A 13,626-nucleotide genomic window follows, 5' to 3' on the forward strand; every position below is an offset into this window, starting at 1 on the left:
GGAGGTCAGACGCCGGTCACGGACAGGGTGGAGCCGCGGCGTTCCTTGCGGACCCGCAGCTGCGCCGGGACGCGGGTGCGCAGCTCGGCGACGTGGCTGACGATGCCCACGGCCCGGCCGCCGTCGCGCAGGCCGTCGAGGATGTCGAGGACGCCGTCGAGGGTGTCCTCGTCGAGCGTGCCGAAGCCCTCGTCGACGAAGAGCGTGCCGATCTCCACTCCGCCGGCCTCGGCGGTCACCACGTCGGCCAGGCCCAGCGCGAGCGCCAGCGAGGTGATGAAGCTCTCCCCGCCGGACAGCGTCGCCGGGTCACGGTCCACACCGGTCCAGCCGTCCAGGATCCGCAGGCCCAGGCCGCCGCCTGACCTGCTGCGGTCCCCGGCGGAGCGGCCGAGGTTGTGCTCCAGCAGGTAACGCCCGCCGGACATGTGGTCGAGCCGCTCGTTGGCCGCCGCGACCACCTGGCGCAGCCGCTCGCCGAGGACGTAGGACGACAGCCGCATGTTCCACCGGTTGTCGGTGGAGTTGCCGCCGGTGAGGGCGGCCATCCGCTCGGTCAGGCGGTGCCGTTCGGCGGCGGGCAGCCAGCGGTCCAGGCACCCCTCCAGTTCGGCGCGGAGCGCGGCCAGCCGCTCCCGGCGCGCCTCGGCGCCGTGCAGGGCGGACCGCAGGCCGGCGTGGGCCTCGTCGGCGGCGTCGTGGTCCCCGCGCAGCCCGTCGAGGTCGGGCTCGGGCTCCGCGGCGGCGGCGACCAGCTCCGGGTCGGCCAGCATGGCGGTGACGGCGGCGCGCTCCTCGTCGAGCCCGCGCAGCCGCGCGGCCTTCTCCTCCTGCTCCGCGAGCGGACGGACCGCCGAACGGGCGTCGTCGGCGCTCCGGAAGCCCGCCTCGGCGACGGCGGCCAGGGCGCGGGTCCGGGCCGCCCCCAGCTCGGCGGCGGCGACCCGCTCCTCCCTGGCGGCCTCGGCCGCCTCCCTGAGCAGCTCCGCCTCGTCGGCCAGCCGATCCAGCCGGTGGGCCAGGCTCGGGTCCTCGCCGCGGGCCTCGTCGAGGCGCGCGGCCAGCCGCTCCTCCTCCGCCGCGAGCTTGTCGGCGTGCGTACGGCGGGCGGCCAGGGTGACCGCCAGCTCACGCGAGCGTTCCCGCGCCGCCTCCAGCTCGGCCGCGATCCGGTCCGCCTGCTCGGCGAGCGCCGGTTCGGCGGCGGCGGACTCCCGCAGCCGGGCCAGGGCCCGCTCGGCCTCCGCCAGCCCGGCCGCGGCGTCCGCCACGGTCGGACCGGCGGCGGCCGGCTCCGAGCCGACCGGCATGGCGGCGACGGCGGCGGCGCACGCGTCGCGGTGGGCGGTCTCGGCGTCGGCGGCGCGGACGGCGGCGGCGAGCGCGGCGGCCAGCAGCGCGGCCTCCCCGGCGAGCCGGTCGCGGCGGGCCTGGACCGTGGGGTCGGCGCCGCGGGCGTCGTCCAGCCTGGTGGTCAGCCGGTCGTGCTCGGCCCGCCAGCCCGACCTGCGGGCGCCGCCCTCGGCCAGCGCGCGGGCGGCCTCGGCGGCCCGCCGTCGCGTGTCGTCCAGCTCGGCCGCGAGGCGGTCGGCCTCCGCGGCGAGAGCGGCCTCGGTCTCCGCGGCGGCGGACAGGTCCGCCAGCTCACGGCGGGCCTCGCCGACGGCCTCCTCGGCTCCGGCCGCCGTGAGGTCTCCGGCGACGGCGAGTGCCTCGCCGAGCCGGGAGTCCAGGGCGGTGACGGTGACCTCGGCGGCCCGGCGGCGTTCGGCCGCGGCGTCGTAGGCGCTCTGGGCTGCGCGTTCGTCCTCGGCGGTGGGGGCCTCGGCGGCGGGGGCGGCCGGGGCGGGGTGGTCGGGCGAGCCGCAGACCGCGCATGGCTCGCCGGGGCTGAGCTTGGCCGCCAGCTCGGCCGCCATGCCGTCGATCCGGGCCTGGCGGAGGTCGAGGTGGCGGTCGCGGAGCCGCTGCGCATGGTCGGTCGCCGTGGCCAGGGCCGTACGGGCCTCCGCCAGCTCCACGCCGAGCCCGTCACGGCGGCGGGCGGCGTCGAGCCGGGCGGCGGCGGCGTCCGCGGCGGCCCGCGCGGCGGGCACCCGGGCCGCCCGCGACCTGGCCTCGGCCAGCCGGGAGGTCACCTCGCCCAGCGCGGCGGGGAGGTCCCGCTGGGTCTCCTGGAGCGCGGCCTCCCGGGCCTCGGCGGCGGCCAGCTCGGCGTCCAGGCCGGCCAGCAGGCGCTCCAGCTCGGCCAGGCGGTCCTCGTCGGCCCGCAGGCCCTCCAGTGCGGCCAGTTCCTCGCCGCGTTCGCGCTCACGGACGGCGAGCGCCTCGCGCAGCGCGGCGGGGCCGCCCGACGCGCCGGAAGCGGGCGATACGCCGAGACTGCCCGATGCACCGGGAGCGTCCGGAACACCGGGAACGACCGCCGCGGCGGGAGTGTCCGGTACACCGGGGGCGGCCGCCGCGGAGGGGCCTCCGGCCGGGCGGAGGGCGTCCGGGAGGGCGGCGAGCCGGGCGGCGACGTCACGGCGGGCGTCCGCCAGCTCGGCGGCGAGGCGGTCGCGGTGCTCCGCCGCCGCCAGACGGGCGGCGGCGGCCTGCCGGGCGGCCTCGGCGGCCGGGATGCGCGCCGCGTCGAGGCGGACCGCGGCCAGGCGGGCCTCGGCGTCCTCGCGCAGGCCGGGCAGGACCGCGAGACGGGCGTCGGTCTCGTCCTGGGCCGCGCCCAGATCGGCGATCTCGACGGCGGCGCGCCCGCGCTCCTCGCGGATCCGTGCCAGGCGCGCCTCCTCGGCGCGCAGCTCCGCCAGCCGGCTGATCTCGGCGCGGCGGTCGCCTTCCAGTCCGGTCAGGCGGTCGGGGGTGACGTCCGCGGCGATCGCGACGTCCACGGCGTCCGCGACCGCCGCGCCGCCGGCGGTGATCGCGCCGGACGCGACGTCCACGGCGGCCGTGATGTCCGGGGCGCTCGTGATGTCCGGGGCGCTCGCGGCGTTCGGGGTGCCCACGGCGTCGCCGGAGAGTCCGAGCAGGGGCAGTGCCCGGGCGAGGGCGTCGGCGGCCAGGCCGCGAGCCTTCTCGGCGGCCCCGGCACGCTGCTCGACGGCCTGCAGGAAGGGCAGCACCCGGTCGGCGCGGGCCGCCTCGGCGAGGATGATCTCCAGGTCGGCCCGTTCCTCGGCGGTCTCCTCCAGGGCGTGACCGCGTGCCAGCGCGTCGGCGTGACGGCGGCGCCGGTCGGCCAGGGCCATGCCCCGGTCCAGCTCCGCGCGGGCCCGCCGTACCGCCGCCTCGCTGTCGGCGCGGGCCAGGCCCGCCCGAGCGGCCTCCCGGGCGGCGAGCGCCTCCAGGGCGGCGGCCCAGCCCCGAGGGTCGTCCTCGGGATCCGGCGCCGGGACGGGGTCGGCGGTCGTCCCTCCGGCGTCTTCACCCGCCGCGTCCCCACCCGCTGTGTTCCCGGCGCCGCCGGGCGTCCCCGGCGCCTCGGAGGCGGCGGTCAGGGCGGCGAGGAGGGCCGGGCCCGCGGCCTCCTCCAGGCGCTTGACGGCGAAGTCGACCTCCCTGCGCAGCGTCTGCTGCTCGCGATGGGCCTCGGTCCGCCGTTCGGCCAGCCAGTTCTCGGCGGCGGCGTAGAGCCGTACCGTGAACAGGCGTTCCAGGACCCGGCGGCGGTCCTCCCCGTCGGCGCGCAGGAACCGGGCGAAGTCGCCCTGGGGCAGCATCGCCACCTGGAAGAACTGGTCGGCGTTCATGCCCAGCAGGTTGCCGATCAGCTCCCCGGCCTCGTCGACCCGGGTGGTCAGCCCCGTCCACTCCCCCGAGGGGAGGAGTTCCTGCAGCACGGCCTTCTCGTTCTCGCGCGTGGTGCCGGACCCCCTGAGCTTGGGGCGCTGCCAGGCGGGCGAGCGGGTGATCCGCAGCCGCCGCCCCCGGACGGTGACCTCCAGCGCGACGCTGGGCCCCCGGCCGGGCGGGGCGTGGTCGCAGCGCAGGCTCTTGGCGCTGTCGCGCTTGCCCGGCACCCTGCCGTAGAGGGCGTAGCAGAGCGCGTCCAGCACCGTGGTCTTGCCCGCGCCGGTGGGGCCCTGGATCAGGAACAGGCCGGCCTCGGTGAGGGCCTCGAAGTCGATCTCCTCCTCACCGGGGAAGGAGCCGAAGGCGCTGATCCACAGACGGTGCGGACGCATCTACGCCATCGCCTCCTTGATGCGGCAGGCCTCGACGGCCTCCTGGAGCAACCGGGTCTCGTGATCGTCGGCGGCCTCGCCGCGCACCTCGCGGACGAAGTCGAGCGCCACCTCGATCTCGGCGCGGCCGGCCAGCCGCGGCTGCGTCACGGTCTCGCGGACGCCGCCCTCCGGCTCGAAGGACAGCGCCAGGGTGTGCTCGAAGCGGGCCCTGAGCCGCTCCATGGCGCCCTTCGGCCGGACCGGGTCGGTGAGCGTCACGTGGAGCCAGTGGTCCTCGTGGCGAGCGTGCTCGGCCGAGGTGAGCAGGTCGTCGAGACGCCCCTTGAGCGTGCGGATCGGGCGGGGCACCGGCGCCTCGACGAACTCGGCGCTCACCCCGCCGCCGGGCGCCAGGTCCACCAGCCAGGAGCCCTTGACCTGCCCCTCCTCGGAGAAGGAGTAGGCGATCGGGGAGCCGGAGTAGCGGACGGTCCCGCTCATCGTCTGGCGGCCGTGCAGGTGGCCCAGCGCGACGTAGTCGACGCCGTCGAAGGCCGAGACCGGGACGTGGGCGACGCCGCCGACGCTGATGTCGCGCTCGCTGTCGCTGGCCCGCCCGCCGGTCACGAAGGCGTGGGCCAGGACGACGGACCGGCCGCCCCGGCGCGCCAGGTCGGCGCGGACCAGCGACATGGCGTGTCCGAGGGCCGCGGTGTGGGTGCGCTCGGGCAGCTCCCACGGCCCGCGGACCAGCTCCGGCTCCAGGTACGGGATGCCGTAGAACGCCACGTCGTCGATCACCACGGGCTCACCGGCCCGGCCGGGGTCGGTGCGCAGATGGACCCCGGCGGCGTCCATCAGGTCCGCGCCGAACCCGAGGCGGCGCGCCGAGTCGTGGTTGCCGCTGATCAGCACCGTGCGGACGCCCTCGGCGGCCAGCCGCCGCAGCGCCACGTCGCACAGCCGCACCGCGTCGACCGAGGGCAGCGCGCGGTCGTAGACGTCACCGGAGACCACGACCACGTCGACCTTCTCGGCCCGGACCGTCTCGACCAGGTGGTCGACGAAGACCTCCTGGGCGGCCAGGAGGCTCTCGCGGTGGAACGAACGGCCCAGGTGCCAGTCCGAGGTGTGCAGCAGGCGCATGTCACCTGAAGCTAACAGGCCACGGAGGCAAATGTGGCTACTTGCGTCACATGGGAAACGCCCCATACCCCGCGGGCACGAGGCTGGGTACCCTGGATGATCAGGGGGGCCGTACCGGTCGCGCACCGGGGGCGGGGTCCTCCCGCGAGGCGGGTGACGATCGGGAAGCGGGTCGGCATGCGGGTTGGCCGGGGCGCGGTGAGCGCCGCCGCAGGCATAGCCATGATCATTCTCGCGCTGGTGGGTTACATCCTGCCACCGCGGTTCGACCCCGCGCCGCTGAGCGCCGGGCCGGTCTTCCGTGCGCTGCCCGCCCAGCCCCCGGCCGAGCTCCGGCCGGTGGCCGCGACCGCCCCGATCACCACGCGGGACATCACCGTCCAGGCCGGGGACGTGACCCTGGAGGCCACCGTACGGGCTCCGCTGACGCCAGGCCGGCACCCGGCCATGGTGTTCGTCCAGGGGGCCGGCGCCGGGCTGCGCGGGGAGTTCGCCACCCAGGCCGAATGGCTGGCCAGGGCCGGCGTCGTCACCCTGGCCTACGACAAGCGCACGGTCGGCTACGACTTCCGCGACCGCGACTTCGGCCTGCTCGCCGACGACGCGCTGCGCATGCTGACCCTGCTGCGCGAGCGCCCCGACGTCGACCCGGCCAGGACGGGCCTGTGGGGGGTGAGCGAGGGCAGCTGGGTGGTCCCGATCGCGGCGGCCAGAAGCGCCGACGTCGCCTTCGCCGTGCTGGTGTCGGCGCCCAACGTCTCCCCGCTGCGGCAGGTCACCTGGGCGATGGGCGAGCAGCTCGACCGGCTGCACGCGCCCGGCGGGGTGCGCGACCTCATCATCAGGGCGATGAGCGCCGTCCACATGAACTTCCTGCGCTACGACGGGACGCCCGTGCTGCGCCGGATCCGCCAGCCGGTCCTCGCCCTGTACGGCACGCGCGACCCGTCGATTCCGTTCGTGGAGAGCAGCCGGGCGCTCACCGAGGCGCTCACCGCGGGCGGCAACTCCGACTACACGATCCGCTACCTGGACGGCGCCGACCACGGGATGCGGGTCCACGGCGGCCCGTTCGTCCGCGACTACCTGCCGACCCTGGCCAACTGGGTCACCGGCCTGCCCGGCACCGCGCGGCCCGCCGTGCGCGTCGCCGGGGCCACCCCCGTCCAGCGGTTCGAGGCCAGCGACCCGCCCAGCGCCCCCTGGTACGCCGGGGGCGCGGTCCTGACGCTCGCGCTCTTCCTGACCCTCGCCGGATACGTCGCCGGGCCGGTGGCGGAGATGGTGGTGCGGCTGCGCGGGCGGCGGCCGCACGCCGAGACCTGCGCCCTGGTGTGGCCGCCGATCCGCCGCCGCCTGCGCCGGATGGCGTGGACCGGCGCGGGGCTGCTGGCCGCGGTGGCGGCGTTCCTCACGCTGCTGGTGCTGTTCTCGGTCAACCAGGCGGGGGCGTGGCCGGCGGTGCTCTCCGGCTGGCTCGTCATCCGGATCCTCGCGGTACTCATGCTGGTGCAGGAGATCACCGCCGTCGCGGCGGTCGCCTCCGGGATCGGGCAGGGCTGGCGGCCGAACCGCGCGCAGCGCGTGGCGACGGCGGGGGTGCTGGGCGGCACCGGCGTGCTGCTGGTGGCCGGCGCCTACTACAGCCTGTACGCCTTTCCCTGGTAGATCCGGTGAGGCCGCCCGGGGCGGCGCGCCGTACGGCCTGGTGGGCCTTGTGAAAGAGACAGGCCCGCGGGAGCGGCCGGCCGTACGGCCCGGTCAGACGTAGCAGGTGAGCCAGCGGTCCATCTCCGTGAAGACGCGCCCGCGGACCGGCTCGGCCGACAGCGCGAGGTCGTGCACGCCGCCCGCCACCCGCACGCACGTCACGTGGTGCCCGATCCTGGTCGCCCAGTGGGCGATCTGCTCGGGGTCGAGCACGACGTCGGCGGCCTGGGCCTCCGGTGCGAAGTCACGCAGCCGCAGCCCCTTGGCGGCGCAGAGCACCAGGACCGGGACGTCCACCCGCAGACCGGCGTGCAGGCGCCGCTGGGCCCGGCGGATCGCGGCCAGCCAGGCCGCGTGCACCGGGAAGCCTCCGATCGGCTTCCACTCCAGGTCGAAGTCCCACTCGCCGTGGTGGTCGCGGTGCAGGCTGGTGCCGTAGGCGGTGGCGGTGCCGAGGGGCAGTACGGCGCGCCGCGGCATCCTCGCCATCGGCCCCCTCATCAGGTCGGCCGCGATCCGCAGCGGGGCGGGGACGTTGAGGTCGAGGAAGGGGCTGTTCAGCATCAGTCCCTGGACGAGGCCGCGGCCGCGGACCCGGTCGGCCCACAGCGCGGTCACCAGGCCGCCGGTGGAGTGGGCGTTGAGGACGACCGTGCCGTGGCCGTCCCGCTCGCGGACGATCCGGACCGCCTCGTCGATCTCCGGGAAGTACTCGGTGACGCTGCGCACGAACCCGCGGGTCTGGTGCGGCAGCAGCGAGCGGCCGTACTTGCGAAGGTCGAGGGCGTAGAAGTCGAACCCTCCGGCGGCGAAGTGCTCGGCCAGGTGGCTCTGGAAGAAGTAGTCGGTGAACCCGTGGACGTACAGCACGGCGCCGCGCGCGGGCTCCGCGGTGCGCCGGCGCACCAGCGTGGCGACGACCTTCCCCTCGTCGTCGTCGGCCATGGGCAGGACGGTGAGCTCGTAGCCGGGGCCGAGGACGTCGTGCGCCGGGGCGTCGCCCTCGCGGTCATGGTCCCCGGCGGGGGCTTCGGGGACGACGGCGCCGTGTCCGGTCTCGGGGGAGGACATGGGCGGCATCCTATTTCAGGACGGCCGGCGGGCTGACCGTCCACGGATCATGAGCGGAGAGTACCTCTCTGCTTCACCGTGACCGCCTCGCGGGCTCGTGGTGATGCTCTTCCGGCCTCTCAGAGATCATCCCTCTGCCTCATCCTCGGGTGCGGTCGGGGGTTCATCCCGAACCCTTATGCGCCGAGGCGGTCCTGCGCAGACCGTCCAGCCATCCCTGAGATGGCCGTTTCAGGCGGTGATCACCTGGATCTGAGACTCCAGCCCGGCGAAATCATCGGGGTTCCGGGTCACCAGGGGGAGCCCGTTGGCCGCGGCGACCGATGCGATCAGCAGATCGGCGAGCCGCTTGCGCGGCCGGCGGCCGAGGTCCAGCACGAGCGCGTAAATGATCCCGTAGGCGCGGGCGGCATCGGTGTCGAAGGGGATCGGGTCGAAGGTGGACTCCGCCCACTGCGGTACCGCCTGCCGTACGGCTCGCGCGTCGGCGGTCTTGGCCGCGTGTGGCCCGGCTGCGAGTTCGGCCATCGAGATGCAACTGATCGCCGGGCGAAGGTCGCCCGGCCGACAGCCGAGAGTGCCGGCGATGCGCTGCTCATCGAGCCGTTCGAGATCGATGACGGCGGAGGTGTCGAGCAGGAGGTTGTGCGGGTCGCTCACCGAGCATCCCCGAACAGGGCGTCCTGGTCGATCGCAGCATCGACGTCGCTGCGGAACTCGGTGTAGTCGATGCGTGGCAGGCGGGCGGCTGTGCGCCTGAGCTCGCTCCACGGTACGAAGGTCCGGCGGCCGGTGACCAACCGGAGCGCATGGGCACGGACCTCGACCAGTTGGTCGGGGGTCAACTGCTCAACGAGGTGGTGTACGTCATCGTAGTCATGGGCGGCGGTCATGCCTTCGAGTGTACGCACGGCCCTGCCCGAGCGGCTGAGAATGCATGAGCACAGGACTCGTCGTCCGGGCACGACGGATCCGGATCATACGTAGTTCCGGGATTCACCTGGTATGGCAGGACCGCTCACGCTGACGACCGGGCCGATGAAGCGCCGGAACCGGGCCGGGCCGGGCGGGCCCCGGCCGCCCGTCAGGCCGCGTACGACTCCTTCGCCAGGCGGCGGACGCGGGTCTCGTCGACGTTGTGGCCGAGGCCCGGCTGGGTGAGCGGCACCGCCACCACCCCGCCGGACGCTCCGACCGGAGGCGTCACGATCTGGGCGCTGCGCGGCGGCTCGGCGACGTCGCACGGCAGGCCGCAGCCCGGCAGGCTGGCCGCGGCGACCGTGGCCGCCCGCGCGAGCCCGCCGCCCTGCCCGCCGGCGCAGGAGATCTCCCAGCCCGCGGCGACGGCGTGGTCGTGTGCCCGGCGCACCTCGCGCAGCGACCCCATGGCCGCGGGACGCAGCAGCAGTGCCCGCCCGGCCCCCGCGGCGATCGCCTCGCACAGCCCGGCCACCGAGGACGTCTCCAGCAGGACCGGCGCGGCGACCCGCTCCTGAAGGTCGGCGTGGTCGGCGAAGCCGGCGGGCCCGGCGAAGGGTCGCTCGATGGCGGAGAGCGCGTAGCCGTCCAGCGCCTCCAGCGCGCCGACGTCGGTGTAGGCGCCGTGGGCGTCCACGCCGATGCCCAGCGCCGGGTACGTACGGCGGACGGCGCGCAGCGGCTCGATGTCCCAGCCGGGGTGGACGTCCAGGGTGACGTGGGTGTATCCCGCGCAGACGTGGCGGTTCACCCGGGCGACCAGACTGTCCAGGTCGCGCTCGGCGGCGATCCGGACGGTGGCGGTCAGGTAGGTGCGGTTGCCGCCCAGCGCGTGGGACAGCGGCACGCCGCGCATCCGGGCCCACAGGTCCCAGCAGGCCATGTCGGAGGCGGATCCCCCGGGGACCGCGCCCAGCTCGTCGGGGTGCTCCCAGTCGACGCCGATCAGCGCCCGGCTGAGCCCCTCCTCCATCGCCGCCCACGTCTTGGCGTCGGGATCGACGACCTCGCCCCATCCGGTCATGCCCCCGTAGTCGGTGAGCCGGACCATGAGGCTCTCGGGCCGCCTGCCGTACGGCAGGACCACCCGGAACACCTCTAGCTCACGTACGCGCGGCATGAAGCCCCCTTGATCTCCCCGAAGCGCCGAAACACGAATCCCGCCCGGAGGCGGGACTTGCGTCTCAACACGGAGGGAAGCGGCGTTCTTCCCATGCTCCAACGGTAGTCAGGTTCTGACCCTGCCCGCGACGAGTGCCCCGGCCGCCGCCAGCAGGGCGACGAGGACGAAGGAGAGAACGTAGGTCAGGGTCGCGGCGCCGAGGACGGCCTGCACCGCGCCGGCGACCGCGATCGACACGACGGTGTAGACCGACTCAGCCACGCCCATCGACGCGCTGTTCTCCCCCGCCTCCCCCGGCCTCGACAGCTCCAGGACCAGCACCGACAGCGTCGGGTAGACGATCCCGATGCCGAGGCCCGCGATGATCTCCGCGAGGAACGCGACGGCGATCGGGACCGCCGTGAAGACGGCGACGGCCATCAGCGCGAGGCCCACGGTGATGAGCACCATGCCCGACCGCAGGACGAGCACCCGGTCCATCCGCCTGCGCCCCACCACCCACGAGCCGAACGACCAGCTCAGCGCGCCGCCGGTCAGGGTGAGACCGGCCATGGTGAGGGTCAGGCCGCGCTGCTGGTTGAGCATCAGCGGCAGGAACGCCTCGCCGCCCATGACCGCGCCCGCCGCGATCCCGCGCAGCCCGACCACCGCGGGCAGGCCGCGGGCGGCGCGCAGCGCGCCGACGGGCAGCAGCCGGGGCAGCGACCCGGCCAGCAGCGCCAGGCCGGCGAGGAGCAGGAGCAGGCCCGCGCCGCGGGCCGCGCCGCCGTACTGCATGAGCGCCGCGCCGGTCGCCGCCAGCATCGCCCAGCCCAGCCGCCGCCCGATCGGGGCCAGCTCCCCCCGCGGCGGCCGCTCCGACATCGGCGTGGTGGTCAGGCCACGCAGGAGCAGCAGCGCGGCCGGGAGGACGAGCACGGCCACGCCGCCGAAGATCCAGCGCCAGCCGGTGTTCTCCACCACGAATCCGGCGACCGCCGGGCCGACCATGGACGGCACCACCCAGGCGGTGGCGAAGACGGAGAACACCCGGGGGTGGAGTGTCGCCGGGTAGGCCCGGGAGACCAGCACGTACATCGAGACCTGGAAGACGCCGCCGCCGAACCCCTGGACGAACCGGCCGGCGAGGAACACGTCCATCGTCGGCGCGGCCCCCGCCACCACCAGGCCCGCGATGAAGGTCGCCACGCCGGTCCACAGCGGCGCGACCGGCCCGGAGACGTCGCTCCACCGCCCGCCCAGCACCGTGGCGACCACGCCGGCGGCCAGCGCCCCGCTGAACGCCAGCGCGTACAGTCCCTGCCCGTGCAGCTCGTCCGCCACGACCGGCATGGCGGTCGCCACCGCCAGGTACTCGAACGCGACAAGGGTGATGATCGCCACCAGGCCCACGGTGAGGGCTCGGTGGCGTACGGCGAAGATCCCCTCCGCCGGCGCGGTGGTCGTGGTAGTCGTCACGAATGGGAGCGTACGGCGGGCGCCCGCGCACCGCGTCGGCCGTACGGCGGGCCCTTGGTCCTAGGACCGGGCGTACGGCGCGCGGCCCCTCGGTCCCGGGTTCTGGGCCGGGCCCCGCGGATCCCCCTGCGCGACGGGCGCCGCCTCCGGCGTGGAGCGGTCGCCGGACCGCCCGCGGAGCGTCCTCATCGCGCGCCGGAACCGGAGGTGGTCGCGGAGCGTGGGCGTGTACCACTGCTCGCTGCCGAGATCGGACCGCCGGTACGGCCGCGCCCGCCCGCTCGTCACCTGGCGTACGGCCTCCGCCATGGCGTCGAGGGCGGCCAGGTACTGCTTCACGGGGAGCGTGCGGTACGTGTCCTCGAAGGGATCGACGGAGACGGTCTCCTGGAAGAGGATCCCGCCGGTGTCGACGCCGGGGTCGACCAGGTGGACAGTCGTCCCGGCCAGGTCCGCCCGGCCCTCGCACACCGCCCAGAAGCCGCCGTGCACCCCCCGGTACCTCGGCGTGATGCCGGTGTGGATGTTGACGAAGGCCGGGGCGAGGCCGAGCACCCGTCCGGCGATGATGCCCGTGCCGGACACCACGACCGCCGAGGGCCGCTCCCCGAGGAGGAGGTCCGTCACCTCCGGCCCGTTGACGGAGGCGACGTCCAGCACCCTGAGCCGCCCGTCGGGCGGGCGCACGTCGTGACCGGCGAGCAGCCGATCGACGGCGGCGCGCGACCTCGGCGCTATCACCAGGCGGTCGTAGAGGACGAACGCCAGCTGCGCCGCCACCCGGAGCGGGCCGAGTCTGCGCAGCCGGTGGCGGAGGAACCTCCCGCGGTGCTTCTTCTCGAAGACCACCGCGGCCACGTCGAACCTGGCCGCCAGGTGGTTTATCAGCAGGTACGACGTCCTGCTGCGGGAGGCCAGGACGACCACGGGCCTCACGCCGGGCTCCGCCGCCCCGTGGGGTCGCCGGCCGGTCCCGGGGCGTGGCCGGTCCGTCCGGAGGCATCGCCGGTCCGCCCGGAGGTGCGGCCGGTCAGTCCGGTGGCGTGGCCGGTCCCTCCCGGGGCGTGGCCGGTCCGTCCCGCGGTGTGATCGGGCCGTCCCGTGGTTCGGCCGGCCGTCTCCTGGAGGACGAGTCGGGCCGCCTCGCCCATCGTCACGACGGTCAGCTCCCCCCGCTCACGGCGCGCGGCCACGTCCCGCAGGATCCGCTCCAGCGTCTGGAACATCCGCCCGCCGCCGCCCAGGTTGAAGGGGTGGAACCACAGGTGGTAGATCTCCCCCCGCCGGCCCGCGCGGTCGAGGGCCAGCCTGGCCTGCCTGATCCGGGAGGAGGGCGGGATCATCCTCCGTACGCCGTTGTCCCCCATGAGGAACTGTGACGCCGGGATGTTGACCAGGCGGTCGCCTTCCGCGAGCCCGGACGGGGAATAGGTCGGGGAGGCCACTCCGAGGGCCCGGTCCAGGAAATGCAGGCCGCCCCGGCCGCTGCCGTACCAGGTCTTTTCAACCCCCCGGTACGCGATGATTCCGAAATCAGGGAGAATTTCGGTGTACGCCACCTGGTTGCGAGGATAAACAATGGAACGTATGTCCACCCCGAGTTCGCGGGCCGTCCGGACCGCCGTTTCCAGGTCGCTCACCCATTCCTCACGGGTCACCGACGGGTTCCCGGTGTGAAGGTGACTGAAGGTGTGGGTGCCGATCTCGTGCGGGGCGCGTGCGCCGAGGATCCAGTCCAGGATGTACGGCGCGTGGTACCAGCTCTCGGGGGTCCGCCGCCTTTCCCCGCCCGGTTCCAGCAGAAGGCGCCCGACGACCGCCCACGTCGCGGGAATCAGATATTCGTCCAGCAGGTCGATCAGGCGGCGGACGGTCCGGGGCTCCTCGTCGAACAACCGCGAATAACGCGACAGGCCGGAGGGGTCGACGCCCCACGCGAATTCCGTGTCAATGGACACGACACATGATCCC

At 75.1% G+C, this 13,626-nt stretch carries 10 protein-coding genes; 1 reads left to right on the forward strand and 9 read right to left on the reverse strand.

Annotation, left to right across the window (positions count from 1 at the left end; all coding sequences use genetic code 11):
- Positions 1–5 precede the first annotated feature (5 nt).
- Together AB0D67_RS03520 and AB0D67_RS03525 are read right to left on the reverse strand one after the other, a co-directional pair.
- On the reverse strand, positions 6–4,187 hold the full coding sequence (locus AB0D67_RS03520) for an SMC family ATPase (RefSeq protein ID WP_362929445.1): 4,182 nt from the start codon (positions 4,185–4,187) through the stop codon (positions 6–8).
- On the reverse strand, positions 4,188–5,315 hold the full coding sequence (locus AB0D67_RS03525) for an exonuclease SbcCD subunit D (protein ID WP_362929447.1): 1,128 nt from the start codon (positions 5,313–5,315) through the stop codon (positions 4,188–4,190).
- A 222-nt stretch (positions 5,316–5,537) separates the two neighbouring features.
- Between AB0D67_RS03525 and AB0D67_RS03530 the strand changes: the two genes are divergently transcribed.
- Entirely contained in the window at positions 5,538–6,983 is a 1,446-nt protein-coding gene (locus tag AB0D67_RS03530; RefSeq protein WP_362929449.1) for a prolyl oligopeptidase family serine peptidase, read from the forward strand.
- A 93-nt stretch (positions 6,984–7,076) separates the two neighbouring features.
- On the opposite strand, the gene AB0D67_RS03535 is transcribed toward AB0D67_RS03530, so the two are convergent.
- From AB0D67_RS03535 to AB0D67_RS03565, 7 genes are all read right to left on the reverse strand, one after another.
- Complete coding sequence (locus tag AB0D67_RS03535) at positions 7,077–8,096, reverse strand: alpha/beta hydrolase (RefSeq protein ID WP_362929451.1); 1,020 nt, start codon at positions 8,094–8,096, stop codon at positions 7,077–7,079.
- A gap of 231 nt (positions 8,097–8,327) precedes the next feature.
- A complete protein-coding gene (locus AB0D67_RS03540) occupies positions 8,328–8,756 on the reverse strand; it encodes a type II toxin-antitoxin system VapC family toxin (RefSeq protein WP_362929453.1) in 429 nt (142 codons plus the stop codon).
- On the reverse strand, positions 8,753–8,989 hold the full coding sequence (locus tag AB0D67_RS03545) for a hypothetical protein (protein ID WP_362929455.1): 237 nt from the start codon (positions 8,987–8,989) through the stop codon (positions 8,753–8,755). The genes AB0D67_RS03540 and AB0D67_RS03545 overlap by 4 nt, the downstream gene beginning before the upstream one ends.
- 191 nt (positions 8,990–9,180) lie before the next feature.
- Positions 9,181–10,194 (reverse strand): enolase C-terminal domain-like protein, encoded by a 1,014-nt coding sequence (locus tag AB0D67_RS03550; protein WP_362929457.1) that lies wholly within the window; start codon positions 10,192–10,194, stop codon positions 9,181–9,183.
- 108 nt (positions 10,195–10,302) lie between these two features.
- Complete coding sequence (locus AB0D67_RS03555) at positions 10,303–11,655, reverse strand: MFS transporter (protein WP_362929459.1); 1,353 nt, start codon at positions 11,653–11,655, stop codon at positions 10,303–10,305.
- 60 nt (positions 11,656–11,715) lie between these two features.
- The gene (locus tag AB0D67_RS03560) at positions 11,716–12,591 is read right to left on the reverse strand and encodes a formyl transferase (protein ID WP_362929461.1); all 876 of its coding nucleotides are present in this window, start codon (positions 12,589–12,591) and stop codon (positions 11,716–11,718) included.
- Positions 12,588–13,613 (reverse strand): polysaccharide deacetylase family protein, encoded by a 1,026-nt coding sequence (locus tag AB0D67_RS03565; protein ID WP_362929462.1) that lies wholly within the window; start codon positions 13,611–13,613, stop codon positions 12,588–12,590. The genes AB0D67_RS03560 and AB0D67_RS03565 overlap by 4 nt, the downstream gene beginning before the upstream one ends.
- Between the last annotated feature and the right edge of the window lie 13 nt (positions 13,614–13,626).

Source organism: Streptosporangium sp. NPDC048047, assembly GCF_040653115.1.
Classification (GTDB): Bacteria; Actinomycetota; Actinomycetes; order Streptosporangiales; family Streptosporangiaceae; genus Streptosporangium.